The organism is Mycolicibacterium litorale (assembly GCF_010731695.1).
Taxonomy (GTDB): domain Bacteria; phylum Actinomycetota; class Actinomycetes; order Mycobacteriales; family Mycobacteriaceae; genus Mycobacterium; species Mycobacterium litorale.
Map to the genome: position 1 here is coordinate 22,312 of NZ_AP022586.1, position 26,793 is coordinate 49,104.

Genomic DNA, 26,793 nt, shown 5'->3' on the forward strand with positions numbered 1-26,793 from the left:
CCTGGGGCTCAGCCGACCAGGGTGTCCCCGAGGAAGCGATCCGCACCGGTCACACCGGGCAGCATGAAGAAGAAGCCGCCGCCCACCGGCAGGATGTACTCCTCGAGCGGTTCGCCCTTGAGTCGTCGCTGCACGGCGAGGAAGCCCTTCTCGAGGCTGCGCTGGTATGACACGAAGGCCAGCCCCTGGTCGAGCCGACCCGCGCCGTCGAACCCCCGCGAGTACGAAAAGCCGCGCCGCAGAATGAGATTCTGTTCGGACTCGGCGGTGCGGGGGTTGGCCAGCCGGATGTGCGCGTTGAGCTTGATGCGCTTGCCGTCCGGGTCTTCGGCGTAGTTGGGATCGTCGAACTCGTCCGTCATCCCGATCGGCGCGCCGCTGACCTTGCGCCGCCCGAAGATCGCCTCCTGCTCGGCGAGCTGTGTGCGGTCCCAGAATTCGACGAACATCCGGATGATGCGCACCGCCTGATACGAGCCGCCGACGGCCCATTCCGGCTCGCCGTCGCCGGGCCCCACCCACACGTGGCCATCCATCAGCGCGTCGTCGTCGACGTTCAGGTTCGACGTTCCGTCCTTGAACCCCAGCAGGTTTCGCGGGGTCGCCGCCTCGGAGACCGGACCGGCTCCGATACCGCGGGCGTACCCGTCCACCATCCACCGCAGCACCAGGTGGCTGCGGGTGCGGCGCATCAGCTGCCGCAGCGCGAACTGCATGGTGTCGATGTGATCGGCCTCCAGGATGATCGACAGGTCACCGTGCGACAGCTTGGGATCGAGCCGGTCATTGGCCAGGAACGGCATCGTCTCCAGTTCGCGGGGCTTGCGGTCGGCCAGCCCGAACCGGTCGTCGAACAGCGAGGCGCCCACGCCGACGACGATCGACAGGTTGTCCGGCGGCGGCTTCTCACCGAGGATCCCGGAGTCGACCGGCGGATAGGCGGGATCGCGCACCTCGGGCGGTCTGCCCGCCATCAGACCGCGGATCTCGTCGGTCAGCTCGGCCAGCGTCGCCGCGAGTCCGGCCCGGTCCTTCGACAGGACGTTGAAGGAGGCAATCAAGCCCTGCTCCGGAATGGGCACCGCGAAGATCCCGGTCTGATGCGCGCCCTCGAACGGCACGAACCGCGACGCGGCCACCGGTGTCGGCGAGGAATCCGAACAACCGGACAACGTGGCGCCGACGCCGACCGCCGCACCGGCGCCCAAGGCGCCGGTGACGAACGATCGGCGCGAGACACCTGTCCGCCGCGAACCTCGGGTCACGTCAGCTTCAGCACTCCCGACACCTGGGACAGGTTCTCCGACAGGCCGGCCAGCTGCGCCTTCATCTTGTCGATCGTCGCGGGATCGACGGTCACCTCGGGGCAGCGCGGCGACGGGTACGGGTCGTTCTCGGTGCAGAACAGGACGAAGCCGTCACCGCGGCGCAGTGGCGCGAGGCTGGCGAAGATCTCGGAGAACCCGGCCTCGATCTCACCCAGCAGCGCGGGATCGGCCTTCACCAGCGCCGGCGACAGGCGGTTGACCGCGGCCTGCGACCCCTCCAGGTTGGCCTGGAAGTCCCACAGGTCGGTCTTGGAGTAGCGGTCCTCCTCGCCGGTGATCTTGCCTTCGGAGACCTCTTCGATGAGCTCAGCGGCACCGGTCGACACGTCGACGGGCTTCACCTCGACGGACTGCATCTGCTTCTGCAGCGTTGCGATGTCGGCGTCGAGCTGGTCGGCGAACTGCGCGCCGCCCTCGGTGGTGTTCTGCGAGAACAACAGGTACTCGAGGCGGTGCCACCCGGTGAACGCCGGGTCGTCGACGCCGGCGAAGTCGTCGACGCGGGCGTCGACCTTGCCGTCGATCTCCTCGACGAGACCGGCCAGCGGCTCGATGCGCTCCCACGGCAACCGCGACGGTGCGTACGCCTCCTGGGCGGCCTGCAGGTTGTTGGCGCGCACCGCGTCGGTCAGGGTCTTGACGGCTCCGACGAGCTCATTGGTCTGCTCGACGGCATACGCCTTGTAATCGGCGGCGGCCTTCTCGGCTTCGGGGCTGGGCGTCGCGGCGGCCTCGGCGGAGGTCGTGGTCGCGGAGGTTTCGGCCTCGCCGCCACTGCCGCTGTCGCTCGAACATCCGGCCAGCACCAAAGCCAGTGCAACGACCGGTATCTGCCAGGCGATTTGCCGTCCCATCGGACCTCCTTGATCGGAGCCGAACTCTACCCTGCACTGTCCCCGCGAGGGTAGGCATACCTAAAGAATCGGGCTCGCAGCTCCGGCGTCGCGGGCGCACTCCTGGCGGATCTATACCCTGGAGGCCCGGCTCGTCGTGGGGAAGCGAGGCGTCGCAGCACCGTCGCCACAGCCTGTGAATGGGCCGGTTACGTACCGTCGCATGGGAGTATGAAAGCGACGACAGTCGGTTGAGGGAGTGCGTTGTCTGACGAGGGGAGCGTGTCGACCCGGACGTCGGCCCCGGAAAACGCATCCGGCACCGCCGGCCGGAGCGACGCGATTTCGGGCCGGATGAAAGGTCGCTTCATGATGGCGGCCGCCGTCATCGTCGCCACGCTCCTGGTACTGGCCTCGAGTTGCTCCTGGCAGCTGGGCACCCCCATTCCCGAGGGCGTGCCGCCGCCGTCCGGCGATCCCGTCCCCGCCGTCGACACCTACGCCAAGGGCCGTCCCGCGGATGCGCTGCACGAATGGGCCGCAGAGCGGGCGCCGCGGCTCGGTATCCCGGTGACCGCGCTGGAGGCGTACGCCTATGCCGCCCGCGTCGCCGAGGTGGAGAACCCGGACTGCCACCTGTCCTGGACGACGATGGCCGGGATCGGCATGGTGGAGAGCCACCACGGCAACTACCGGGGCGCGATGGTCGCCGCCAACGGCGAGGTCACCCCGCCGATCCGCGGTATGCGGCTGGACGGTTCGAGCGGAAACCTCGAGATCCGCGACACCGACGCCGGGGCGCTCGACGGTGACGACGAACTGGACCGCGCGATGGGGCCCATGCAGTTCATCCCGGAGACGTGGCGGCTGTACGGCGTGGACGCCAACGGTGACGGCAAGGCCCATCCGGACAACATCGACGACGCGGCGCTGTCGGCGGCCGGATACCTCTGCTACACCGGCAAGGATCTGTCCACACCGCGTGGCTGGATGAACGCGCTGCGTGCCTACAACTACTCCGAGCAGTACGCCCGCACCGTGCGTGACTGGGCGACCGCGTACGCCGAGGGCCGCCGCCTGTAACTCCTGGTGGCGCCCCGGGCAGCCGCAGCATCTAGGCTGATGGGCGCACTACGAGACCATCCGAGACAACCAGCGAGCACCCTCAAGGAGACGCCAGTGCCCATCATCGAGCAGGTCGGAGCCCGCGAGATCCTCGACTCCCGCGGCAACCCGACGGTCGAGGTCGAGTTGGCGCTGACCGACGGCACGTTCGCCCGGGCCGCGGTGCCCTCGGGCGCGTCGACCGGTGAGCACGAGGCCGTCGAACTGCGCGACGGTGGTTCCCGCTACGGCGGCAAGGGCGTCGACAAGGCCGTGCAGGCCGTGCTCGATGAGATCGCGCCCGCGGTGATCGGGATGAGCGCCGACGATCAGCGGCTGATCGACCAGGCCCTGCTCGACCTCGACGGCACCCCGGACAAGTCGCGGCTGGGTGCCAACGCGATCCTCGGGGTGTCGCTGGCAGTGTCGAAGGCCGCGGCCGAGTCGGCCGGTCTGCCGCTGTTCCGCTACCTCGGCGGCCCGAACGCCCACATCCTGCCGGTGCCGATGATGAACATCCTCAACGGCGGCGCGCACGCGGACACCGGCGTCGACGTCCAGGAGTTCATGGTCGCCCCGATCGGTGCGCCGTCGTTCAAGGAGGCGCTGCGCTGGGGCGCCGAGGTGTACCACTCGCTCAAGTCGGTGCTCAAGAAGCAGGGCCTGGCCACCGGCCTGGGTGACGAGGGCGGCTTCGCACCGGACGTGGCGGGCACCAAGGCCGCGCTGGACCTGATCTCGACGGCCATCGAGGGCGCCGGATTCTCGCTCGGCACCGATGTGACGCTGGCGCTCGACGTCGCGGCCACCGAGTTCTACACCGACGGCACGGGCTACAGCTTCGAGAAGGAGACCCGCACCGCTGAGCAGATGGCCGAGTTCTACGCCGGCCTGCTCGACGCCTATCCGCTGGTGTCGATCGAGGATCCGCTGTCCGAGGACGACTGGGACGGCTGGGTGGCGCTGACGACGCGAATCGGCGACCGGGTGCAGCTCGTCGGCGACGATCTGTTCGTCACCAACCCCGAGCGGCTCGAAGAGGGCATCGAACGCGGCGCCGCGAATGCGCTGCTGGTCAAGGTCAATCAGATCGGCACGCTCACCGAGACGCTCGACGCCGTCGCGCTGGCCCACAGCAGCGGGTACCGCACGATGATGAGCCACCGCAGCGGTGAGACCGAGGACACCACGATCGCCGACCTCGCCGTCGCCGTCGGCAGCGGCCAGATCAAGACCGGGGCGCCCGCCCGCAGCGAGCGCGTCGCGAAGTACAACCAGCTGCTGCGCATCGAGGAGACCCTCGGCGACGCCGCCCGGTATGCCGGTGACCTGGCCTTTCCGCGGTTTGCCCTGGAGACCAAATAGCTCGTGCCCGAATCGAAGCGGCCCGATCCGAAGCGTCGGTCCCCGGCCTCCCGGCCGGGTAAACCCGGCGGCGCGAATCGGGGCCGCCCGAAGGGTACGTCCACACCTCGGCGCGAGCCCCGCGCCATCGAGGCCCGGCCGGCGTCGGAACAGCAGGAGACCGAATCGGTCGGCCACGCGATCGTGCGCCGGGCCGAACGGCTGGCCGAGGAGCAGTCCGAGCAGCGGTTCGGGTCGGCGGCGCGGCGCGCGGCGATTTTGGCCGCGGTGGTGTGCGTGCTGACGTTGACGATCGCCGGGCCGGTGCGGACGTACTTCTCGCAGCGCACCGAGATGAAGCAGCTCAAAGCCACCGAGGAGCAGTTGCGTGAGCAGATCGCCGAACTCGAGCAGCAGAAGGTGAAGCTGGCCGACCCCGTGTTCATCGCCGCGCAGGCACGTGAGCGGCTCGGTTTCGTGATGCCCGGGGACATCCCGTTCCAGGTGCAGCTGCCCCCGGGTGCGGTGGCGCCCGGTGCCGGCCCGACACCTCAGGAGCAGATCACCCCGTCCGGGCAGCCCTGGTACACCTCGCTGTGGCACACCATCGCCGACGAACCGCACGGGGCCACGCCCGCCGTCCCGCCGGAGGCGCCACCGGGGTCGCCGCCGCCGCCCGCTCCGCCCCCGCCGCCCGGTGGTTGAGCGCAGCGATCTGGACGCCGTCGCGCGGCAGTTGGGCCGCGAGCCGCGTGGTGTCCTGGAGATCGCCTACCGCTGCCCCAACGGTGAGCCCGGCGTCGTCAAGACCGCGCCGCGGCTGCCCGACGGCACCCCGTTTCCGACGCTGTACTACCTCACGCATCCGGCGCTGACCGCGGCGGCGAGCCGGCTGGAATCCGAGGGTCTGATGCGGGACATGACCCAAAGACTCTCGCAGGACAGCGAATTGGCTGATGCCTACCGGCGGGCGCACGAGTCGTATCTGGCCGAGCGCGATGCGATCGAACCGCTGGGGACCACGTTCACCGGCGGCGGGATGCCGGATCGGGTGAAGTGTCTGCACGTGCTGATCGCCCATGCGCTGGCGAAGGGGCCGGGCGTGAATCCGTTCGGTGACGAGGCGTTGGCGATCCTGGCTGCCGAACCGGGTATGCGGGGGATTCTGGACGAGGCGAAGTGGAGCGCGAATTGACGGCCGGCGCGGAGCGAAGTGGAGCGCGAATTGACTAGGGTGGCAGCGGTCGACTGCGGGACCAACTCGATCCGGTTGTTGATCGCCGACGAGGCCGACGGCAGGCTGACCGATGTGCACCGCGAGATGCGCATCGTGCGGCTGGGCCAGGGTGTCGACGCCACCGGTGAGTTCGCGCCGGATGCGCTGGCGCGCACCAGGGCCGCGCTCACCGATTACGCGGAGTTGATGCGCGTCCACGAGGTGGCGAAGGTGCGGATGGTGGCGACGTCGGCCGCCCGCGACGTCGCCAACCGCGACGCGTTCTTCCAGATGACCGCCGAGGTGCTGGGCGGTGTGGTCGAGGGGGCGGTTGCCGAGGTCATCAGCGGCACCGAGGAGGCCTCGTTGTCGTTCCGCGGGGCGGTCGGCGACCTCGATCCGGCGGACGGGCCGTTCGTGGTGGTCGATCTGGGCGGCGGGTCGACGGAAGTCGTGGTGGGGTCGGGCCGCCCCGAAGACGGCGTCGATGCGAGTTTCTCGGCCGACATCGGCTGCGTGCGGTTGACCGAGCGGTGCCTGCATTCGGATCCGCCGACCGCCGACGAGGTCGCCGCGGCGCGGGAGGTCATCCGCGGCGCGCTCGACGAGGCGCTGCGCCACGTCCCGGTGCAGGGTGTGCGCACCTGGGTCGGTGTGGCGGGCACGATGACGACGCTGGCGGCACTGGCGCACCGGATGACGACGTACGACTCCGACGCGATCCACCTGTCGCGCACTGGCTTTCGCGCATTGCTGGACGTGTGTGAGGAGCTCATCGCGATGACGCGCCAGCAGCGGGCGGTGCTGGGGCCGATGCACGAGGGCCGCGTCGACGTCATCGGTGGCGGCGCGATCATCGTCGAGGAGTTGGCGCGCGAACTGCGGGACCGGGCCGGCATCGACGAACTGGTGGTCAGCGAGCACGACATCCTCGACGGGATCGCCCTGTCGATCGCCTAGATCGCGACGATCGGCAGCGCGGCTCCCGCCGTCGCCGAGAGGCGTTGCCGGGCAAGGGCGGGCCATGCCTGCACCGCACAGAACGGTGCGCACTGGTCCTGATCGCTGCGGGTGCCCACGTGCACGCAGCACTGCACGAGTCGTTCCTCGATCATCGTCGACATGTCCATGAACGGTTTGACGGTGATGCGGACGACGCGTTCGCCGAGCAGTCGGCGGACCTTGCGCCGGCGTCCCGGCAGCGCGGACGAGGCCAGCGTCAGCAGCGTGGACATGCCGAGATCGCATGTCTGGCAGATGATCTGCCAGATGTCGCCGATCTGCGGATGTGACAGCGAGGACTGTTCGGACAGCAGGCCGAGCAGCGATTCCTGCACGGCCACCCGCAGCTGCCTGGGGATCTCGGAGTCGGCGATGCGGTTGGACACCAGGCCGAGTTTCTCCTTGAGGTTCTCGTGCCCGATGAGCGCGACCAGGGAGCGCCACTGATCGCTGTCGTCGCGGATGAGATAGCCGACCGAGCAGCAGTGCGGATGCGAACACGGCAGCGCGGTCAGGTCGCGCCACGTGACCGCACCGCCGGTCTGCGGCCCGAGCCGGTCGAGCACCCCGGTGTGGGTGAGCCGGTGCAGCGGGTCGATGTCACCGGATCTGCCGGACCCGAACTGCGGCTGGATGGTCAGGCCGCCGACGTACGGGGTGTCCAGCGCGAGCCGGACCATCTGGCCGATCTCGTCGTCGTTGACGCCCAGCGCCGTGGTCATGACGAGGGTGGTGAAGATCTCTCGTTCCGACAGGCGTTGCAGCGCCGCGGCTTTGATGCGGCGCAGATCGCCGCCGCGGTGGTGCCGCTGCGCCGCCTCGGACAGGCCGTCGTACTGCAGGTAGACCTCGACTCGCTCCCGGTGGGCGGTCAGCAGGTCAAGCAGCGCGTCGTCGGTGGCGATGCGGACGCCGTTGGTGTTGACCAGGATCCGGGTGATCGGCCGGTCGCGCAGCCCTGCCAGCAGGTCGGTCAGCCGGGGATGCAGGGTCGGCTCGCCGCCGCTGAGCATGACCACGTCGAGGCGGCCGTTCTCACGGCGCAGGCGCTGGTCGACGTTGGCGAGGATGTCCGTGACGGGCACCACGTTGCGCAGTTCGGGTGAGGAGTCGGTGAAGCAGGTGGGGCAGCGCAGGTTGCAGGTGTCGGAGATGTCCTGCAGCAGGATGCAGGTGTGCTGGGTCTGCATCTCGGGCAGGCCGCGCAGGTACGCCTGGGGGACCGGATCGAAGTTGCCCGCGACGTCGGGAATGTGGGTCTTCGTCGGGGCCGTCCATTCCTCGAGGTAGGACAGGATCTCGGGAACCTCGTCGTAGAGCGTGCGCACCAGACCGTGGGTGCGGCAGCCGCGTTCCAGCCAGATGTGGCCGTCGCGTTCGACGAGGCGGCCGCTGAGCCGTTCGACCTCGGCCAGCGGCCGCTCGGGTGCCTCGTCGTGGCAGCGGGGGCAGTAGGCGGTGACATAGCGGTGCAGCCGGTCACCGCGCAGGCCCATCCCGGCCGTCATAGGTTGTACAGCGCTGGGTTGATGCCGGTGCAGAAGCCGACGGTGACCAGTGACGTCAGGGCCCAGCCGACCATCAGGCCGAGGCCGATGCCCTTGGCCTGCGGGTTGCGCACCGCGAGCAGGGCGGCGCCGCCGCCGAAGGCGATGAGCGCCAACATGACCGCGGCCGCCCCGAGGATGACGTTCGCCGAATCCGTGGAGTTGCCGGCGATGATGAAGGCCAGGAACCCGAGCAGCGAGTTGAGCGCGATGTAGACGGGTGCGCCGACGAACACCATGCCGATCGAGATCTTCTTCGGGGGCTGCGGCGGTGGATAGCCGTAGCCGCCGTGGTACGGCGGACCTGGCGGAGTGGTCATGCGCGCGCTTCCTGCTGGTGGGCTGCCGAGCGATAGTAACCACGTCGGTGGCCGTACCACAGTCGAATACCGATGAGGAGCAGTGACGGCAGCAGGAACCATTGCGGCCGAGTGAGATCGAGCCACACGGTTTCGTTCGCCCGGGTGAACTCGACGAGGAAGCGGAAGGCGGCGTAGGCGGCGATGTAGAGCACGAAGAGCTCGCCGGGGCGGTGGATCCGGTCGCGCAACCACAGCAGGACCGCGAAAGCGGCGAGCTGGAAAGCGATTTCGTAGAGGAACGAGGGGTGCATGGCCTGTCCGCTGAGGCAGCCGGCACAGTCCGGTGTGGTGGCCGGCGCGTGGACACCCCAGGGCAGCGAGGTCGGGCGGCCGGGTGCTTCGGTCAGGTGGCAGCCGATGCGGCCGACCGCGATGCCCAGCGCGACGGCGGGCGCGAACAGGTCGCCGGTTTTACCGCGGTAGCCGCCGATCCGTTTGGCGACAAGGACTCCGAGATACGCGCCGAGGAGGCCGCCGAGGATGCTGCGGGAACCGAACTCCCACGCTTCGGCGATGCTGGGGTTCGCGGTCGGGTCGAGGTGGCGCGCCCAGCCGGAGAGCCGCATGCCGATGGCCCCGCCGACGAGGGCGCCGGCCGCGGCGACGACCGACTGCTCGTTGACCGCACCCCGGCGACGGGCCTCGGCGACGAAGACGACGAGTGCCGCGAGGACCCCGAGGCCGACGAACACGCCGTGCACCGGCACCGCGACGGGGCCGAGGTGCCACTCGGGGGTCATCGGCGGAATGTAGCCGCCGGCTCACTCGGTGTGCAATGCCCTAGACGCCACTAGGACGCCACTAGGACGCCACTAGGACGCCAAGGACAGACCCGCGGCGAGCGCGAAGCCCAGCACCGCTGCCAGGCCCGCCAATTCGCGGGCCTTCTCGGTGGCCTCCGGGATCATCGAGCCGACGAGCATGACCAGCAGCGCCCCGGCGGCGAATCCGTCGATGCCGCCCTGCAACGGTGCGCCGGCGATCTCCTGCAGTTGGAACCCGCCCACGGTGGCGGCCGCGCAGAGCAGGGCGATGGCGGTCCAGCCCAGCAGGATGCCCCGGGTCCGGTGTCCTGCGCCGCGCAGATCGCTGGCCGAGCCGATGGCCTCGGGAAGGTTGGAGACGAAGATCGCGGTGAGCAGTGCGGGGCTGACGGCGCCGCCCCCGGCGATGCCGATGCCGAGCACGGCTTGTTCGGGAATGCCGTCGAGGAGGGCGCCCAGCAGCAGGGGAAACCCCGTCGCCTGTTTCTTGGCGCTGCCGAGCCGGTCGACCAGGCGGTCGGCGACGTAGAAGGTCACCGCGCCGACGGCCAGGCCCAGCGACACCGAGAGGGCGCCGCCGACGCGAAAGCCCTCCTCGGCGAGTTCGAACGAGATGCTGGCGACCAGCGCTCCGGCGCCGAAGCCCAGCACCAGCCCGATGAGGCGGCGGTTCCATCTGCGTGCGACGCCCGCCAGGGCGCCGATGATCAGTGAGGAGGCGGCGACCAGCCCCCACAGGAGCGCGCTGCTCACCGGCTATGCGCCGGATTTGGCGCGTGACCTCGCGCGGGCCCGTGATCGAGGTTTGGTCGGATCGTGTTGAGCCGCAAGGGTCAACGCGAGAATGACCATCACGGCGCCGAGCGCGAAGTGCAGCCAGTTGTCGGCACGGTTGAGCGGGAAGAGGTCGGCGATGCCGCTGTGCCCCGACGCGGCCCGGTAGATCCACATGCCGAGGAGGATGACACCACCGGCCAGCAGATAGGCGCGCGATGCGGCGTAGGTGCGCGCGCAGAACATGCCTGCCGCACCGAGGACGAGGTGCAGGGTGTTGTGCAGGCCCGAGACGGCGAACACGCCGAACAGGAGTGCGTCGGAGTCGTGGCCCGCCCATCGGAGGGCGTCGTGGTCTGTGGTGACGCCCGGCAGGAAGCCGAGCGCGCCGAGGAGGAGGTAGCCGGCACCGACGAACAGCGCCGCACCCTGGACAGCCATCAACGTAGGTCTCTTCACCATCGCTCGCCTCCCATTGACCTGCACAGATGCAATACCCGGGCGGATCCCCGTTCAATCGGGAGCCGCCCGGGTATCGGGTCGTGATCAGCGGGTGGCGGGCGGCGTCCGTCCGGGGGCGTGGACGGTGTCGCGACGACTGAGCGCGACGCCGAGACCGATCATGCCGATGGCCAGCACGAGGTGCAGCCAGTTGTCGGCGTCGTTGACCGGCACGAAGTTCGCGCTGCTGTCGTGATCGATCAGCATGCCGTAGATGAACAGCAGCAGATAGATGACACCGCCGCCGATCAGGTAGGTGCGCGCGCCATTCCACGTGCGGCCCATCAGGATGCCGGCGACGCCGAACAGCAGGTGCACGAGGTTGTGCAGGATCGACACGTTGAAGATGCCGAGCAGCGCTGCCTCGGAATGGTGGCTGGCGAACGTCATCGTGTCGTAGTTCGTCGTGATCCCCGGGATGAACCCGAGAATGCCGACGAGGAGGAACACAACACCGACCGCGGCCGCCGCCTTCTGCAGCGAGGTCGGATACCTCCCCATTGCTCCGCCGGTTCGCGCCGGTTCGTTGTATGCCATGGTCACTCCTTTTCCTGGATGGACGTCGGCACACGTACCCGGGTGCGGCCGGTGCAAACGCGCGCTTATACACCGGTCGAACTCGTCGCAGGTCAGAGGCGGTTAATCAGGCTCCTCGTCCTCGCCGGCGTGGTCTGTGAGGTAGCGCTGCGGGTGGAAGTAGTTATTGGTCCGGGGTTGGCCGGCGTCGTGGCGGGCTGGTGGAATCCACTCGGTGCGGCCGTTGCCGGGCCGCTTGGTGGTCCATCCGGTTTTCTCGATCAAGAGGTTGGCGGGTTGGCAGGCCTGGGTGAGATCGTCGATGTCGGTGCGGCCGCCGTGGCAGAAGTCGTGGGTGTGGTGGACTTCGCACCAGTAGAACGGCACCGTGCACTGGGGATGGGTGCAACCCCGGTCGCGGGCGAACAACGCCAACCTCTGAGCGGTGGTGGCGTTGCGCCGTGCCCGGCCGAGGTAGAGGACTTCTTCGGTGTGGTCGTCGAACACCGCCAGATAGTGGCGGGAGCGCGCCGCCATCCGGATGAGGTCGCGGATGGGTAGGCGGTTGCCGCCGCCGGTGGCCGCCCAGCCGGCGGCGCGTTCCAACTCGTTGACGGTGGTGGTGGCGACGATGGTGGCGGGCACGCCGGCGACCTGCCCAAGCCCGCCCGATTCGACGGTGTCTTTGAGGACCCGATTGACCGCGTCGTGGTGTCGTTGGTCGGCGGTGCGGTCATCGGGGCCGACGTGGTCGGGCGGCAGATTCGCGCCCGGGGCACCGTGTTTGGCCAGTGCCCCGCGAGTGTGCGCAAACTGCTGTCATGTCAGCGGTGTGTCGGGTGCAGACACGCACGCTCGCGCAACAAGGGGAGGTAGCTGAGGCGCCCGCGTCAGCCGCCCGAGCGCAACACCGGATGCAGCTTGTCGATCACCGACGGGTCCTCGATGGTCGACGGCAGCGGTTCGTCGCGCCCCTCGGCGATTCCGCGCATCGTCTTACGCAGGATCTTGCCCGAGCGGGTCTTCGGCAGCGCCGGGACCACGTCGACCTGTTTCAAAGCCGCTACGGCACCGATGTTGTCGCGCACCGCCGCCACCAGCTCTGCCTCCAGCCCCTCGGCGTCGGCGCCGGTCTTGAGGACCACGAATCCGCGCGGCACCTGACCCTTGATCTCGTCGGCCACCCCGATGACCGCACATTCGGCCACGGCCGGATGCCCGGCGAGCACCGCCTCGATGGAACCCGTCGACAACCGGTGGCCGGCCACGTTGATCACGTCGTCGGTGCGGCCCATCACGAACAGGTAGCCGTCCTCGTCGATGTAGCCGCCGTCCCCGGTCAGGTAGTAGCCGGGGAACGCCCGCAGATAGGCGGCGACGTAGCGGTCGTCGTCGCCCCACAGCGTCGGCAGGGTGCCGGGCGGCAGCGGCAACTTGACGCAGATCGCGCCCTCCTCGTTCGGGGCGCATTCCGATCCGTCCGAGCGCAGGATCCGGACGTCGTAGCCCGGCATCGGCACCGTCGCCGAACCGGGTTTGACGGGCATCGGTTCCACACCCATCGGGTCGGCGGCGATCGCCCAGCCCGTCTCGGTCTGCCACCAGTGGTCGATCACCGGAATGCCGAGCTTCTCCGATGCCCACTCGTAGGTACCGGGGTCGAGGCGTTCACCTGCCTGGAAGAGGTATTCGAGCTTCGACAGGTCGTACCGGCTGAGCTCGCGGCCCTGAGGATCCTCTTTCTTGATGGCGCGGATCGCCGTCGGCGCGGTGAACAGCGCCTTGACGCCGTGCTCGGCGGCTACCCGCCAGAACGCGCCCGCATCGGGCGTGCCGACCGGTTTGCCTTCGTAGATAACGGTTGTCGCGCCGAGGAACAGCGGCGCGTACACGATGTAGGAGTGGCCGACCACCCAGCCGACATCCGAGGCGGCCCAGTAGACGACGCCGGGTTGGGTGTCGTAGATGTGGCGCATGCTCCACAGCAGGGCGACCGCGTGACCGCCGTTGTCGCGGACGATGCCCTTCGGCTTGCCGGTGGTGCCCGAGGTGTACAGAACATAGAGCGGGTCGGTGGCGGCCACCGGCACCGGGTCGACGGGTTCGGCGCTTGCCACCAGGTCGGCCCAGTCGTGGTCGCGGCCCTCGGTGAGCTCGCAGCGGCGGTGTTCGCGCTGCAGGATCACGCATGCGGCGGGGTGGTGCTGGGCCATGTCGAGGGCGGCATCGAGCATCGGTTTGTACTCGACGGTGCGGGTCGGTTCGACGCCGCATGACGCGGACACCACTGCAGTCGGGCGGGCGTCGTCGATACGGGCGGCCAGTTCGTGCGCGGCGAATCCACCGAACACCACGGAGTGCACCGCGCCGAGGCGTGCGCACGCCAGCATTGCGATCAGCGCTTCGGGCACCATCGGCAGGTAGATGACGACGCGGTCGCCCTTCTCGACGCCGAGGCCCCGCAGCGCGCCGGCGAATCGTGCGGTCTGGTCGAGCAGTTCGCGGTAGGTGTAGGTGCGTTTGGCGCCGGTCACGGGGGAGTCGTAGATCAGCGCGGCCTGGTCGCCGCGGCCGTCGTCGACGTGGCGGTCCAGGGCATTCGCGCAGGTGTTGAGTTCCCCGTCCGGGAACCAGCGGTAGAACGGCGGGTTGGTGTCGTCGAGGATGCGGGTGGGTTCGCGGGTCCAGGTGACGGCCCGGGCGGCGTCCGCCCAGAACTTCTCGGGGTCGTCGATACTGGCCCTGAACAGGTCTCGATAGCCGCTCATACCGGCAGGCTATACCCGGGGCCGAAGGCTACTGCTGGAATCGGTACCCCATCCCGGCTTCGGTGAGGAGGTGCACGGGCCGGGACGGATCGTCTTCGAGTTTCCGGCGTAGCTGGGCGAGATAGACGCGGAGATAGTGCGTCTCTTTCGCGTACGCCGGACCCCACACTTCTCTGAGTAGCTCCTCGCGGCCGACGAGTTTGCCGCGGTGACGGACCAGCATCTCGAGCATCCCCCATTCGGTGGGGGTGAGGTGGACCTCCGCACCGTTCTTGATCACCCGCTTCGCCGCCAGGTCGACGGTGAACGACTCGGTCACGACGACAGGTTCGTCCTCGTCGGCCGTCGCCGTGGCCCGGCGCACCGCGGCCCGCAGCCGGGCCAGGAACTCGTCCATGCCAAAGGGTTTGGTGACGTAGTCGTCGGCGCCGGCGTCGAGCGCCTCGACCTTGTCGGCCGAGTCGGTGCGGGCGGACAACACGATGACGGGCGCGGTCAGCCAGCCGCGCAGGCCGGCGAGCACCTCGATCCCCGACATGTCGGGAAGGCCGAGATCCAGCACGACCACGTCCGGTTTGTGGTCGGCCGCCGAACGCAGCGCGTCGGCGCCGGTGGCGGCGGTGGTCACCTCGTAGCCGCGCACCGACAGGTTGATTCGCAGCGCCCGCTGGATCTGTGGTTCGTCGTCGATGACGAGCACGCGCGTCACGCGGACACCTCCTGCGGTGCGGCGAGGTCGATTTCGACCGTCAGGCCGCCGCCGGGGGTGTCGCCTGCGGTGACCGTGCCGCCCATCGCCTCGACGAATCCACGTGCCACCGACAATCCGAGCCCCACGCCGGTGGTGGTGTCGTGGTCACCCAGCCGTTGGAACGCACCGAACACCTCGTCCTGCGCGCCGGGCGGGATACCGGGTCCCGTGTCGGCGACGGCGATCAGCACCCGGTCACCCACGCGTCCGGCGGTGACGCGCACCGGGCCGTCGGGTGCGTACCGCAGGGCGTTGTCGATGAGGTTCGCCAGCACGCGTTCGAGCAGGCCACTGTCGGCGGCCACCACGCAGCTGTCGACGTCGACCTCCACGCGGTCCAGCTTGTCGCGACCGGATCCGGTTGTGCCGCGGCTGATCCCGAGCAGAGCGCGCTGCACGGTCTCCTCGAGGTAGACCGGGCGCAGTTGCGGGTGCACGACGCCGGCGGCCAGGCGTGAGGAGTCGAGCAGGTTGGCGACCAGGGCGGTCAGCTGGTCGACCGACTCCTCGACGGTGGCCAGCAGTTCGGCCCGGTCCTCGGGGGAGAAGTCCACTTCGTCGGTGCGCAGGCTGGACACCGCGGCCTTCGCTCCGGCCAGCGGGGTGCGCAGGTCGTGGCTGACGGCGGAGAGCAGCGAGCGGCGCAATTCGTCGGCGCGGGTGATCGCTTCGGCGCGCCCGGCCTCCTCGGTGAGTTCGCGCTGCCGAACCAGGCCTGCGGCCTGCGCGGCGACCGCCGACAGCACGCGGCGATCATGCGCGGCCAGCTTGCGTCCGGCCAGCAGCAGCCAGAATTCGTCGTCGCCGACCTCGACCGCGGTATCCGCAGTCGCGATGTCGGCGCACGGATCGGTACCCACACACGCGACGATCCCAGAGTTCTCCCGTAGCAGGCTGACCGCGCGCTGCGCGTAGGTCTCACGGACCCGCTCCAGGAGCACGGTGAGGTCGGCGTCGCGGAGCACGGAACCGGCGAACAGGGTGAGCAATTCGGCCTCCCGCGAGGCCTGACGCGCTTCGCGGCGCCGGTTGGACGCGCTGTCGACGAGGGCGGCGACGGCCACGGCGACGGCCAGCAGCACCACGATGGTCAGTGCACTGTCGGGCTCGGCCATCGTGAACGTGCGGCGCGGGCTGATGAGGAAGTAGTTGAGCAGCAGACCGGAGAGCACGGCGGACAGCGCCGCGGGTGCCACACCGCCGAGCAGTGCGACGAGCAGGACGCCGACGAAGAACAACGCGCTCTCGCCGGCGACGCCGAGCAACGGGTCGAGCAGCAGCACGGTCACCGCGCAGATCGTGGCCGGGATGACAAAGGCGGCCAGCCAGGAGGTCGCATGCCGGAAGCGGGGCTTCGCCGTCGAACCTCGGTGCGCCTCTTCGTGGGTGACCATGTGGACGTCGATTTTCCCGGACCGCTGGACCACTGTGGCGCCGATGCCCTCGTCGAAGATGCGGGCCCATCGGGAGCGGCGAGAGGTGCCGATCACCAGTTGGGTGGCGTTGCGCTCGCGGGCGAAATCCAGCAGGGCCGTGGGGACGTCGTCGCCGGTGACGGTGTGCACCGTCGCGCCGAGGCCGGCAGCCACCTCACGGACCTTGTCCATGTCGGGCGCAGAGACGCCGGTCAGCCCGTCGCCACGCACGACGTGCACGACCATCAGTTCGGCACTGGACTTCGACGCGATGCGTGACGCCCGGCGCACCAGCGTCTCGGATTCGGGGCCGCCGGTGACCGCGACGACGACGCGCTCGCGAGCCTCCCACGTGTCGGTGATGCGGTTGTCGGCGCGGTATTTCGCCAGCGCGGCGTCGACCTGGTCGGCCAGCCACAGCAGTGCGAGTTCGCGCAGCGCGGTGAGGTTGCCGCGCCGGAAGTAGTTGCTCAATGCGGCGTCGATGCGTTCGGGGGCGTAGACGTTGCCGTGAGAGAGTCTGCGGCGCAATGCCTCCGGGGTGATGTCGACGAGCTCGATCTGATCGGCGGAGCGGACCACCTCGTCGGGCACCTTCTCGAGTTGTTCGATGCCGGTGATCTGGGTGACGACGTCGTTGAGGCTCTCGAGGTGCTGCACGTTGACCGTCGTGATCACGGTGATGCCTGCGGCCAGTAATTCTTCGACGTCCTGCCAGCGTTTGGCGTTGCGGCTGCCCGGGATGTTGGTGTGTGCCAGTTCGTCGACGAGGGCGACCTCGGGGCGGCGGGCGAGGACGGCGTCGACGTCGAGTTCGGGGAACTGGCCGCCGCGGTAGCTGAGGTAGCGGGGTGGGACCACCTCGATGCCGTCGAGCAGTTCGGCGGTTTTCGCGCGGCCGTGGGTCTCGACGACGGCGGCGACGAGGTCGGTGCCGCGCGCCAGCCGCCGGTGCGCTTCGCCGAGCATGGCGTAGGTCTTGCCGACGCCGGGAGCGGCGCCGAGGTAGATGCGCAGCTCCCCGCGTTTCGGACCGTTGGCAGCCGTCACGTGTTCATCATCCACCGGGGGTTCGCATTGGCCGGAGGGTCCCAGCGTTTGTCCAGCTTGGTCGGAGGTCGCGTCGACAAGATCGGGGACATGATTCACTTTCGCCGTTCGCAGACCAAACCGCGCCACACCGTGTGCCACCGGGCGTTGCGGGGGACGCCGCTGCACGTGCCCGCCGAGTTGTTGACGACCGCTGCGGTGGCGGACTGGGTGCGGCGGCGCGGGTTGGGCGTCGATGTGTCGAGCGCGTCGGAGTTGTCGTTGGCGCTGGACGCGGGGTTACCGGCGGCTCGGGTGGCGGCGCAATGCGGTGATGTCGAGACCGTCGAGGCGGCGGTCGCCGCTGGGGTGGGGCGGTTCGTGATCGGCGGGTGGTCGGAGGTGATGCTGCTGGCGGGGCAACCGTCGGCGGCGCATCGGGTGGTGGTCGACGTGACCGCGGGGACGGGTGAGCGGTTGGCGGCGTCGGTGATGTCGTTGGGGCGGCTGGACGTTGTGGGATTGCGGTGCAGCGTGTCTGGCGACGCCGAGGCGGGGGAGGCGGTGCGCAGGATGATCGAGCAGATGGCGCGGTTGCGCCGTCTGCACGGGGCGATCCTGACGCGAGTGTGCCTGGCGGGGTACGGGCGCGGTGACGTCGATCCGCAGGAGTTGCGGCGAGGGGTGCTCGGGTTGCAGCTGGCGGCGGAGGAGGCGTGCGCTGCGCTGCGGTATCCGCGGCCGGCGCTGGTGCTGTCGCTGCATGCGGCGGCGTTGGTGGGCTCGTAGGTTTTTGGCCCCGTGCCGCCGCCCGTGCCGGCGCCCAGATCTACACCAGGGTCGTGAATCCAGCGGGTCGACGACCCTCACGTAGATCTCGACGTGTCCGGGCTCAGTCGATGACGGCGGTGGCTTCGACTTCGATGAGCATGTCGGGTTCGGCGAGGGTGGCGACGCCGATGCCGGTCAGCGGGGGCAGTGCGGTGATGCCGAGCGTGGCGGATGCGCGGGCGACGCCGTCGACGAAGGCGGGCATCTTGTCGGGGGTCCAGTCGACGAGGTAGACGGTCAGCTTGGCGACGTCGTCGAAGGTGGCGCCCGCCGCGGCGAGGGCGGTGCCCATGTTGAGGTAGCACTGTTCGACCTGGGCGGCGAAATCGTTCTCGCCGACCTTGGCGCCGTTCGCGTCCCGGGCGACCTGGCCGGCGATGAAGACGAGCTTGGACCCGGTGGCCACGGAGACCTGCCGGTAGAGGTCGACGGTCGGTAGGCCTTCGGGGTTGATCAGGGTGATCGGCATGTGGTCAACGTACGGCGCGATGCCGACGGGCCGCGGGAAGCCATGCAATAAGGTCTGACCTGCATGGCCCCCATAGCCCAATTGGCAGAGGCAGCGGACTTAAAATCCTCTGAATTGGACGTTTGTCGTGTTTGACGCAGACGGTAGCGGTTGAAGATATTGCCCGGAACTGCGAGTTTGGAGTTGGCAGCGTTGGTGAGTGCCGAGGTGAAACGGAACCACTGCGGTATGTACTGCGGTATCTAGCCTTCGGTCGTCAGGCTTCGTGCCGCGCACAGTGAACCCCTCCGACCCCTGACACTGGGTGCAGCGCCCGGCGAGCGGATCGAAGTGTCTCGATAGAACCTGCTGAGACTGCCGGGCGGCGCGCCGGGAGCTCTGTTGATTTGGAGCGGTCGCCGGCTTCGTGGGCCTTTAGCGGCCGTTGGGTGATTGGTGCAGCTGCAGGCTGTCGCTGACTCCCAGGATTTTGATTGTCTTTCTGGCGCGCGACAACGCCACGTACAGATCGTTGATGCTGGCATGCTCATTGACGTTCGCGATGATGACGTGATCGTATTCCAGCCCCTTCACCAAGAGGGTGCGGGAGATGATGCGCCTTCGTTCGCGTCTCCCAGCGTGCCTGAGCACTTCACGGATCTTCGCAAGCTCTTCGAGCAGCACCCCGGGGTCATCTCCATGAGCTATGGCTCCACGGATCGATGCCTGAATGTCGTACCACGCTTCGTGTGAATGCAGTCGTAGCACTGGTGATGTGGGAACGACGCTCATTGCAGCCGCCAGAGTCCCTAGGGTTGGGTTCGATACGATCGAATCGAAGGCGCGGATAGCAGGTTCGGCGCCGGCTCTACCGCCAGCACCGCCCTTGAGCAGATCGCCCGCGGACTTCCCGTTCGCGTAGCGTTTGCGCAGGGTCTGTGTGTCGAGGACGCCGTGGTTGCAGTGGCATGATTTGGTCAGATCGAATAGCCAGAGCGGGTAATCGATTGGGCTCATCGTCGCTAGGTTTTCTAGGCGCTGCGCCATGTACTTCCCGGCCATTTCCTCCATCACGGTAAATATCCCTCGAAGGTCTCCTGCGATCGTTCGCGCAGTGTTGGCACGGGGAGCGATGATGAGCACGGTCTCGTTCGCGGGGCGGGTCGCCAAGGCTGCTTCCGTAACGCCCGTGGGGTCGTCAGAGATGTTCTGAAACGTCACACCCTCCGGTAGAGCAACGTTGGTCCACCTCACAACGTGGCCGGGGACCATGCGTGGACGAATCTCCAACAACCATTTGCCAAGCGCCTCGTTGTGGCCGGACCATCTGTGGGGCTTGATCGTCGTAGGGTGTGATGGGAATTGTGTCTGTACGGTCGGCCAGTCGGCGAGGCGTTCATTGAAGCCGAAGATGGCCTGCAATGGGTCGCCAAGTACTCCGGCTGCTGGGATAGCTGCACGAAGAGCCAATACGAACGCGTGCTGCGTCTCGCTGCAGTCCTGATACTCGTCTACCAGCAGATGAGTGAACGATGCACGCAGCACTGCATGGATGTGTCTGCTCTGTGCGACTTTGATGGCTGCGCTGACGTAATACTGGGCCTGGGCTGGGACCATCAATTTGGGGACCCGCAGGCCACCCAACTGAGGGTAGGCCCGTGCGAGGCGGAACGCGAAGGAGGCGATGGTCGAGACCTGCACTCCCTTGGTGATGCCGAATCTCTTGAGGCGTGCATTGATGGCATGCACGCCTGCGTTGGTGTGGGTTAACACTAAAGCGCGACCGCCACAATCAATGATGTGCTTGGTTGTCGCAGCCAACAGATGGGTCTTCCCAGCGCCTGCCGGCATTTCGACGGAGGCTGGCAGACTCATCGCGAATGATGCTGCATCCGTCGCCAATTCAGTTGATACCTCTTCAGGCATGGGCAGGTCCGGATACGGCACCTGGGTGGGTACCTGGCTGCCTCTCCCGTGTCTCCGACTGTGCATGGTCGTCATCGAGGGGTTGGGTGAGCGCCTGACCGGCGAGCGACTCTGCGTAGATCGCAGCGCGGAGTTGGTCGATTGTTGCCTTGAACTTGCCCGTCTGCAAAGAAGGGGTTTCAAGGATGAAGGTGCCTAGGCGTTGGCCCTTGTCGACGCGCTTGAACCAGCTTTTGGACTTCGACACTAGAGCGATCGCTGACCGGCAGGCGTCCAGGTCGATGCCTGCGGCTGTCCAGGTGTTTATATCCAGAAGCTCGACACCTTGAGGTGTAACGGAATTGACAACGGCGTACGTGCGCAGGTTGTCGCTAAACGACTGCTTCGCGGCATCTGCGTCCTCGGCGACCTCGAGTGCCGCAGCGATGTAGCCGTTGAGGCCCGTCTCATCGAGTTGCGCGCAGACGGCTGATTCGATGCACGCGCCGTCGGGCCACTGCACCACCACTCCGCCGAGTGTTTGCACGTCAGACACTAACGCGTTCGCGTTTGAATCGTCGCTATCGATGAACAGCACGACTTCATATCCGACACTGAGGAACTCCTTCGCCCACTTGCATGAACCGGTTCCGCCGTTGCCCTCCAACGCCACGACCCCTAGGGCGGCCGAGGGGACGGCCTGTTCCAGGCGGTCGTCCCACTTCTGCAGGAGTCGAAGTACGACCCCGTACTCGGTCTTGCCTTCATTGATCACGATCCGCCGTGACAGAAACGCTTCAGGGCTGGTCTTGAGCAACGGCCGCAAACTGGGGGGATCGCCAAGTGATCGAACGTAAGTGGTCCCAGCCGCTGTCGCGCGAACCATCGCCAGGTCGTCCGGTTCGAGATGGCGCAACGCGGTCGGCGAATGGGTGGTGATGAAGACCTGCGAAAACGCGTCTTTGTTTTTTAAATAAGAAAGTAGATGAACCAGGCGGTGTGGTTCTAGGCCGTATTCCACCTCGTCGACCAGCAGAGTGGCGGAGCCTCCGTTGGCGAGTTGTTGGGTCGCAGCACCCGTTAGCCGGCGGGTACCCAGTCCGAAATTGGTGAGTGGTACGTCCCCCTCGAACAGAGCAAGGTTGCCACGCGTATTGGACAGCGATACATCAAGTCCAGGCTTCAAATCATCGAACCTGGCGGTCCCGATGGTGTGCACTGCTTCCTGTACCTCACGTGCAAGAACTTTAAGGTCATCTGTGACGGCAGCCGAGGCTGCGTCCCGCGCAGCCCGGTTTGCAGCAGTCAAGGTCGCCTTGGTGTTGCCGCGCTTAGAAGTGAGCTTCCCCAGCGACGATGACGACGACCAACGAAGGTGCGCGTCGATACGGTCGTCGATGCGGTACGCAGTTATCCGAGCGCGTTGCGCCGAGCGCACCGGATGCGGATCATCCTCTTGGACGTCTGGCCCGCCCAATGGCGGACGGTAGGACTGCCACACTGGCTCAAGATCAGCCTCGACGAGCAGTTCCACGATCACGCACCGTTCGGACTCGCTGGTCGGGTCGTGCGACCACTCACCCGCGTCGTCGATCCCAGAGAGGAAGGTGCCAAAAGTGTCCATCGTGATGAGCTGGTCTGGCAGATCGGCCACCGCCACCCGGATCCGAATGGGCTCATCGACCTTCGCGCCGTAGAAGTCCGTGTCGACGAACGTCATACCCGCCCGGTCGTGAAGTGTTCGCTCGATAGCCGTCAGGAGCGTCGTCTTGGTTGAGTCGCCGGGGCCAATGAGAGCGAGGAAACTACGCTCTTTAGGTAGTCGCCACGACGCAAACTTGATACCGCGGAAATTTTGAATATCGACGCGTCGAATTCTCATGCGCGACCCCTCCACCCCTTGGACCGAGTCCAAACTAATCGCTTCGGCAAACGGGTTGCGCTATATAGAAGCAAGACACGCCGCATGAGACGGGAAACGATACGGCTCGACCGGCGGTTTTGAGACGGGATGGGGCGCCCCGATAAAGTCTCGCATCTCTAGAAATGAGACAGCGGGCGTTGCGGATGGTAGGTGAATCCACGTCAAACTTGACGAGTGAGTTTTCAAGACGATCCGGTCGAATACGAGCGCCGACTAAAGGCGAAACTGCAGTCAGACATCCATTCGCAGCACCTTGGGCGTTCGCCGGTTTGTACCAAGTCACTCATGCGATGATCCAGCACTCGGTGCTGGACAAAGTTCGAGAGTTCTACTGCCCGAACTGCGTTCTGGGGTGACGGTCGCGACTCAAGAACAGCAGCGGTACGAGCAGCAAGTGTTGTCGCTGGCGCCAAAGAGGAAGTTTCGAGCGTCACTGCTCTGGCTTGTTCAAAGCGACGCCATCACAAAAATCAGGCCGACCGCCTTGACCACATCTACGCGCACCGACACTCGCTCACCCACGAACTCGTCAAATACCTGATCGATCCGGACCTCGATCCTGGGGTCGAGTTGTTTGTCGGCGCGATAGCCACGCTGAAGCGCTGCATCGCTTTTGGATCAACATAGAACTCAGCGTGGGGGATCTTCCTCGCGATGGGTCGCACGTCGAAGTCGACGATATCGATGCCGAGGAAGCCATTCCTGCGTCGTTGATGGCGTTGCAGCAGTGCATAGACGCCTACCTCGACGGTCTTCCATCGACCGGCCCAGCCGACTCCACAACGCAAGATCACCACCCCGAATGACGCTCGCGATCCTCGCGCGCATACACCGCTGGTTGAGGCTGCGAGCTTCTGTTTGCAGAGGCGCCGTGACGCTCCTCCTGGCAGATCCCGGCGTGGACCCATCCCCCGCGCGAACCGGCGGCCGGGCTGTCCGTAGCCCGTGTAAGTGATCTGTTGTCGAGCAGCTCCGCGGCTCTCACTTCTTTTCGTCCGTCGAAAAGAGACTTCGAGTACCGGCGCAGGGGTCGTATTCATTCGGGGTGAATACGCCTTCACGCTGGTCGGCATGTAGCGCCGGGTATTGCTCTGTTCGCTTTTCACCTCTCCTGGACCAGCACGTGAGGTGCGTCCTTAATGCCTCCTGGGTTGGTCTGACCGGGTCGCGGGTTTGTTGCTTTGGTGGGCCACCAGCTGGCTTCGCGTAGGAGTGTGGCGATGGCGGGCACGGTGAGGGTGCGCACGAGGAAGGTGTCGAGCAGCAGCCCGAAGCCGATGATGAGGCCGGCTTGGATCATGATGGCGACTGAGCCGACCATGAGGCCGAACATGCTGGCGGCGAATATGAGGCCAGCGGAGGTGATGACGGCTCCGGTGTTTGCCACGGTGCGCAGGACGCCGACGCGGATGTTGGTTCCGGATTCTTCGCGGAGCCGTGAGACGAGCAGCATGTTGTAGTCGGCGCCGACGGCGACGAGGATGATGAACGCCAGCAGCGGTACGGGCCAGGCGATTTCGTGGCCCAGTCCCCATTGGAAGACTACGACGCCGATGCCGAGTGATGCGAGGTAGTTGAGCACGACGGTGCCTAGTAGGTAGAGCGGTGCTAGGAGTGCGCGCAGTAGTAGGACCAGGATGACGCCGACGATGATGATGGTGGCGATGGCTAGTTGTGCGAAGTCGGCCCAGAGGAGTCGTTGGATATCGGAGTTGACGGCGGGGAAGCCGGCTACGGACACGGTGGCGTCGGCGAGTGACGTGTTGGGTCGTGCGGTGTTGGCGGTGTCGGTGATGCGGCTGGCGAGGTCCATGGCTTCAACGCTGTATGGGTCGTGGCTGCTTTCGATCATGAACCGCGCTGTTTTGCCGTCCGGTGAGAGGAATTGTTCGGCGACGTCGGTGAATTGCCGGTTCTCGAATGCGTTGGCGGGCAGGTAGAAACCGCTCGAGGAGTCGGAGTCGGCCGCTGCGCGCGAGGAGTTCTGTAGTTGGGTGGCGATCTGGCTCATGCCGGACAGCATTTCGATGTTGCTGTCGGCGAGGGTGCGGACGCCGGTGGCGAGTGCTTGGGCGCCGGAGGCCAGCTGTCCGATTCCGTCCTGCAATCGGCGGAGATTTGTGGTCAGGTCGGCGGGGTCACCCAGGGCTCCGAATGCCTTGTCCAGTGAGGCGACTGCGTTCTGGACGTTGGCGAGGGTGCCACCAACGGTGGCATTGGTGGCGGGATCGTAGCGGTCCCCGAGGTCGGCGATTTGGTTGAAGAATCCGTTGTCGCGCAGAGTGACCAGGATCTGGACCTGGTTGCGGATTTGGGCGCATTGTGGGGTGGTGGCGCACCAGGGTGAGGTGTTGAGGGCGCCGACGAGTGGGTCGAGTTGAGTGATTGCGTTTTGGGCTTGGTTGGCCAGCGGTCGTAGTCCTGGGCCGGATTGGATGGCTTGGTCGACGGCGGGGGCAGTGGCGGAAAGTTGTTGCAGCAGCGGCCGGAATTGGTTGACCTGAGTTCCTGCGGATTGGGCTTGGGTGAGGATTCCGGCTAGTGGTGTGAAGGCGGTGCGCACGGTGCTGTCGAGTTGGGCGAGGCCGTCGGCGAGCTGGTCGGCGCCGTCGGTGAGTTTGGTGAGGTCGTCCTTGCGGGAGTTGCCCTCGGCGACGGCGCCGGCCATTTTGTCGCCGATCTGGCCGTTCTGCCAGGCCAGTTCTGCTTGGTCGAGGCGCTCTCCGGTGGGGCGGGTGACTCCGGAAACCTTGGTGACGCCGGGGATCTGGGAGACGCGGGAGGCCATCTCGTCAAGATCGGCCAGTCCTTTGCCGGTCCGCATGTCGGTCGGATTTTCCACGACGAGGAATTCGCTGATGACGACGTCTTTGCGGAAGTGGCGGTCCAGCAGGTGGTAGCCCAGGTTGCTGGCCGTGGTGTCTGGTTGGCCCTTGCGGTCGTCGTAGCTGATTTTGATGGTTGCTGCCGCTGCCGACAGGGCGAGCAAGATGACCAGGCTGACGATGAGTAGTGGCACGGGACGGCGGACCACGGCGACGGCGACGCTGTTCCAGTAGCGGCGGGTGCGATCGGGTTTGGGTTCACCGATGCCGCGTTTGGCGGCTAGCGACAGCACCGGTGGCAGCAGGGTTACGGTGGCCAGAAATCCGAACAGTACGGCGATGGCACACGCGGGGCCAAGGGCGGCGAAGACGCTGAGCCGCGCGAAGACCATGGCCAGGAACGCGAGTGCGACGGTGGCGGCGGAGGCGAGGATGACGCGCCCGATGCTGGCGGTGGCGTGGATGACGGCCTGATCGGCGGGTACTTGGGCGCGGCGCTGTTCGTGGTATCGGCTGATCAGAAATACGGTGTAGTCGGTTCCCGCGCCGAGCAGGATCGCAGTCATGAAGGCGACGGTGAACTGGGAGACGGGCATGCCCATCTCGCCGAGGGCGGACAGCACGCCGCGCCCGACTGCCAGGCTCAACCCGATTACTAGCAGCGGTAACAGCGCGGTGAACACCGACCGGTAGACGATCAGCAGGATCAGGGCGATCACGCCCGCGGTAGCGATTGAGATCAGCAGCAGGTCGTGCTCGGCGGATGCGATCATGTCGCTGAAGGTTGCCGGTGGTCCCGTCACTTGCACAGTCGTGGTCGAGCCGGTGAAGACCTCGGCGGCGATGTTGCGCACCGCGTTTACCGATTCGGCGGCCGTGGGGTCTCCGAGGGTGCCGGTGACACCTACGGGCAGGTACCAAGCTTTGCGGTCGGCGCTGACTGCCTGGGCTTCGGTAATCGGATCGGACAGTAGGTCCTGCACCAGCAGGACGTGGTTGCCTTCGCCCTGCAACCGGCGCACGAGTTCGCCGTAGCGCTGCCGTGCAGTCGGAGTCAAGCCATTGGGGTCTTCCATGGCGACGAACACCATGGTTTTTGAGCCTTCTTCGCCGAAAGCGGCGCTCATGCGGTCAACCGTCTGCAAGGACGGCGCATCGCGAGGGATGAGGTCCACCGACTGTTGGCGCACCACGGTTTCTAGCTGGGGGAACAGCAACGCGAGGACGACCGCGGCGCCTAGCCATACCCCGATGACCAGCGCTTTGTGTCGGAGGGTGAATCGGGCTAGCGCTGCCAACCGTTCGCTGTACTCGCGGGTTTCGGCCGGGTTGGGGGATCCGTTGTCCCGCTGGCCACGGCGCGTGGCCTGGCCTGGGGAATCTGCAGTGCCGTCGGTCACTGGGCCTCCACTAGTAGCGAATCGTAGCGATACTATCGGTATCGCTACGCTACCGCATGTAGTGCAAGTGGTGGCGGGGCCGTCGTCGCCAGGCCGCGCAAAGCGCGCGGCTGGCGAAGGGGCCGGCGACCGCTATCGAGTCGGGACCGGGCCGACGGTCGCAGTGGGCAGAGGAATGATCGAACACTCAGTGGGTTTCTGGAAGC

Annotated in this window: 21 protein-coding genes and 1 pseudogene; 6 read left to right on the top strand and 16 right to left on the bottom strand. The window is 67.0% G+C overall.

The window, feature by feature from the left end:
- Nucleotides 1-8 precede the first annotated feature (8 nt).
- On the bottom strand, nt 9-1,265 hold the full coding sequence (locus tag G6N30_RS00110) for a Dyp-type peroxidase (protein ID WP_134055754.1): 1,257 nt from the start codon (nt 1,263-1,265) through the stop codon (nt 9-11).
- The gene (locus G6N30_RS00115) at nt 1,262-2,182 is read right to left on the bottom strand and encodes an EfeM/EfeO family lipoprotein (protein WP_134055752.1); all 921 of its coding nucleotides are present in this window, start codon (nt 2,180-2,182) and stop codon (nt 1,262-1,264) included. The genes G6N30_RS00110 and G6N30_RS00115 overlap by 4 nt, the downstream gene beginning before the upstream one ends.
- A gap of 348 nt (nt 2,183-2,530) precedes the next feature.
- Between G6N30_RS00115 and G6N30_RS00120 the strand changes: the two genes are divergently transcribed.
- From G6N30_RS00120 to G6N30_RS00140, 5 genes are all read left to right on the top strand, one after another.
- Complete coding sequence (locus tag G6N30_RS00120) at nt 2,531-3,244, top strand: lytic transglycosylase domain-containing protein (RefSeq protein ID WP_407664682.1); 714 nt, start codon at nt 2,531-2,533, stop codon at nt 3,242-3,244.
- Nucleotides 3,245-3,340: 96 nt separating this feature from the next.
- On the top strand, nt 3,341-4,630 hold the full coding sequence (gene eno, locus G6N30_RS00125) for a phosphopyruvate hydratase (protein WP_134055750.1): 1,290 nt from the start codon (nt 3,341-3,343) through the stop codon (nt 4,628-4,630).
- A 3-nt stretch (nt 4,631-4,633) separates the two neighbouring features.
- Complete coding sequence (locus G6N30_RS00130; protein ID WP_134055749.1) at nt 4,634-5,314, top strand: FtsB family cell division protein; 681 nt, start codon at nt 4,634-4,636, stop codon at nt 5,312-5,314.
- Nucleotides 5,307-5,804, top strand: a complete 498-nt coding sequence (locus tag G6N30_RS00135; protein WP_134055747.1) for a DUF501 domain-containing protein — start codon at nt 5,307-5,309, stop codon at nt 5,802-5,804. Before G6N30_RS00130 ends, G6N30_RS00135 begins: the two co-directional genes overlap by 8 nt.
- Before the next feature lie 30 nt (nt 5,805-5,834).
- Complete coding sequence (locus G6N30_RS00140; RefSeq protein ID WP_134055745.1) at nt 5,835-6,785, top strand: Ppx/GppA phosphatase family protein; 951 nt, start codon at nt 5,835-5,837, stop codon at nt 6,783-6,785.
- On the opposite strand, the gene G6N30_RS00145 is transcribed toward G6N30_RS00140, so the two are convergent.
- The 10 genes and pseudogenes from G6N30_RS00145 to G6N30_RS00190 form a co-directional block, all read right to left on the bottom strand.
- Nucleotides 6,782-8,335, bottom strand: a complete 1,554-nt coding sequence (locus G6N30_RS00145) for a radical SAM protein (RefSeq protein WP_134055743.1) — start codon at nt 8,333-8,335, stop codon at nt 6,782-6,784. The genes G6N30_RS00140 and G6N30_RS00145 overlap by 4 nt on opposite strands.
- A complete protein-coding gene (locus G6N30_RS00150; RefSeq protein ID WP_134055741.1) occupies nt 8,332-8,694 on the bottom strand; it encodes a hypothetical protein in 363 nt (120 codons plus the stop codon). The genes G6N30_RS00145 and G6N30_RS00150 overlap by 4 nt, the downstream gene beginning before the upstream one ends.
- Nucleotides 8,691-9,476 (bottom strand): prolipoprotein diacylglyceryl transferase, encoded by a 786-nt coding sequence (locus G6N30_RS00155; protein WP_134055739.1) that lies wholly within the window; start codon nt 9,474-9,476, stop codon nt 8,691-8,693. The genes G6N30_RS00150 and G6N30_RS00155 overlap by 4 nt, the downstream gene beginning before the upstream one ends.
- Nucleotides 9,477-9,548: 72 nt before the next feature.
- Nucleotides 9,549-10,253, bottom strand: a complete 705-nt coding sequence (locus G6N30_RS00160; RefSeq protein WP_134055737.1) for a ZIP family metal transporter — start codon at nt 10,251-10,253, stop codon at nt 9,549-9,551.
- Nucleotides 10,254-10,256: 3 nt separating this feature from the next.
- The gene (locus G6N30_RS00165; RefSeq protein WP_134055735.1) at nt 10,257-10,736 is read right to left on the bottom strand and encodes a DUF4383 domain-containing protein; all 480 of its coding nucleotides are present in this window, start codon (nt 10,734-10,736) and stop codon (nt 10,257-10,259) included.
- Between the two features lie 84 nt (nt 10,737-10,820).
- Nucleotides 10,821-11,312, bottom strand: a complete 492-nt coding sequence (locus tag G6N30_RS00170) for a DUF4383 domain-containing protein (RefSeq protein ID WP_407664683.1) — start codon at nt 11,310-11,312, stop codon at nt 10,821-10,823.
- Between the two features lie 102 nt (nt 11,313-11,414).
- Nucleotides 11,415-12,080 (bottom strand): annotated as a pseudogene (locus G6N30_RS00175) (DUF222 domain-containing protein); the annotation flags it as partial.
- Nucleotides 12,081-12,181: 101 nt separating this feature from the next.
- Nucleotides 12,182-14,059 carry a propionyl-CoA synthetase gene (locus G6N30_RS00180; RefSeq protein WP_134055731.1) on the bottom strand — a complete coding sequence of 626 codons (1,878 nt, stop codon included), beginning with the start codon at nt 14,057-14,059 and terminating at the stop codon, nt 12,182-12,184.
- A gap of 28 nt (nt 14,060-14,087) precedes the next feature.
- Nucleotides 14,088-14,768, bottom strand: coding sequence for a response regulator (locus G6N30_RS00185; RefSeq protein WP_134055729.1), 681 nt, complete (start codon nt 14,766-14,768; stop codon nt 14,088-14,090).
- The gene (locus G6N30_RS00190; protein WP_134055728.1) at nt 14,765-17,275 is read right to left on the bottom strand and encodes an ATP-binding protein; all 2,511 of its coding nucleotides are present in this window, start codon (nt 17,273-17,275) and stop codon (nt 14,765-14,767) included. Before G6N30_RS00190 ends, G6N30_RS00185 begins: the two co-directional genes overlap by 4 nt.
- Before the next feature lie 90 nt (nt 17,276-17,365).
- Here G6N30_RS00190 and G6N30_RS00195 point away from each other — a divergent pair, with 90 nt between their 5' ends.
- Complete coding sequence (locus G6N30_RS00195) at nt 17,366-18,043, top strand: type III PLP-dependent enzyme domain-containing protein (RefSeq protein WP_134055726.1); 678 nt, start codon at nt 17,366-17,368, stop codon at nt 18,041-18,043.
- 103 nt (nt 18,044-18,146) lie between these two features.
- Here G6N30_RS00195 and G6N30_RS00200 read toward each other — a convergent pair whose 3' ends face one another.
- The 4 genes from G6N30_RS00200 to G6N30_RS00215 all read right to left on the bottom strand — a co-directional run bounded on the left by G6N30_RS00200 (nt 18,147) and on the right by G6N30_RS00215 (nt 26,587).
- Nucleotides 18,147-18,554: a RidA family protein gene (locus tag G6N30_RS00200; RefSeq protein ID WP_134055724.1), complete on the bottom strand. Its 408-nt coding sequence runs from the start codon at nt 18,552-18,554 to the stop codon at nt 18,147-18,149.
- A 414-nt stretch (nt 18,555-18,968) separates the two neighbouring features.
- The gene (locus G6N30_RS00205) at nt 18,969-20,480 is read right to left on the bottom strand and encodes a UvrD-helicase domain-containing protein (RefSeq protein WP_163687297.1); all 1,512 of its coding nucleotides are present in this window, start codon (nt 20,478-20,480) and stop codon (nt 18,969-18,971) included.
- Nucleotides 20,452-22,320, bottom strand: a complete 1,869-nt coding sequence (locus G6N30_RS00210; protein WP_134055722.1) for an ATP-dependent nuclease — start codon at nt 22,318-22,320, stop codon at nt 20,452-20,454. The genes G6N30_RS00205 and G6N30_RS00210 overlap by 29 nt, the downstream gene beginning before the upstream one ends.
- 1,144 nt (nt 22,321-23,464) lie before the next feature.
- Nucleotides 23,465-26,587, bottom strand: coding sequence for an MMPL/RND family transporter (locus tag G6N30_RS00215; RefSeq protein ID WP_011856887.1), 3,123 nt, complete (start codon nt 26,585-26,587; stop codon nt 23,465-23,467).
- Nucleotides 26,588-26,793: the final 206 nt, after the last annotated feature.

What these genes read in the sequence shown, in the direction of transcription:
- G6N30_RS00180 (WP_134055731.1), bottom strand. Translation starts at nt 14,059, where the DNA reads ATGAGCGGCTATCGAGACCTGTTCAGGGCCAGTATCGACGACCCCGAG.
- G6N30_RS00165 (WP_134055735.1), bottom strand. Translation starts at nt 10,736, where the DNA reads ATGGTGAAGAGACCTACGTTGATGGCTGTCCAGGGTGCGGCGCTGTTC.
- G6N30_RS00120 (WP_407664682.1), top strand. Translation starts at nt 2,531, where the DNA reads ATGATGGCGGCCGCCGTCATCGTCGCCACGCTCCTGGTACTGGCCTCG.
- G6N30_RS00210 (WP_134055722.1), bottom strand. Translation starts at nt 22,320, where the DNA reads ATGAGAATTCGACGCGTCGATATTCAAAATTTCCGCGGTATCAAGTTT.
- G6N30_RS00195 (WP_134055726.1), top strand. Translation starts at nt 17,366, where the DNA reads ATGATTCACTTTCGCCGTTCGCAGACCAAACCGCGCCACACCGTGTGC.
- G6N30_RS00150 (WP_134055741.1), bottom strand. Translation starts at nt 8,694, where the DNA reads ATGACCACTCCGCCAGGTCCGCCGTACCACGGCGGCTACGGCTATCCA.
- G6N30_RS00145 (WP_134055743.1), bottom strand. Translation starts at nt 8,335, where the DNA reads ATGACGGCCGGGATGGGCCTGCGCGGTGACCGGCTGCACCGCTATGTC.
- G6N30_RS00170 (WP_407664683.1), bottom strand. Translation starts at nt 11,312, where the DNA reads ATGGCATACAACGAACCGGCGCGAACCGGCGGAGCAATGGGGAGGTAT.
- G6N30_RS00200 (WP_134055724.1), bottom strand. Translation starts at nt 18,554, where the DNA reads ATGCCGATCACCCTGATCAACCCCGAAGGCCTACCGACCGTCGACCTC.
- G6N30_RS00115 (WP_134055752.1), bottom strand. Translation starts at nt 2,182, where the DNA reads ATGGGACGGCAAATCGCCTGGCAGATACCGGTCGTTGCACTGGCTTTG.
- G6N30_RS00155 (WP_134055739.1), bottom strand. Translation starts at nt 9,476, where the DNA reads ATGACCCCCGAGTGGCACCTCGGCCCCGTCGCGGTGCCGGTGCACGGC.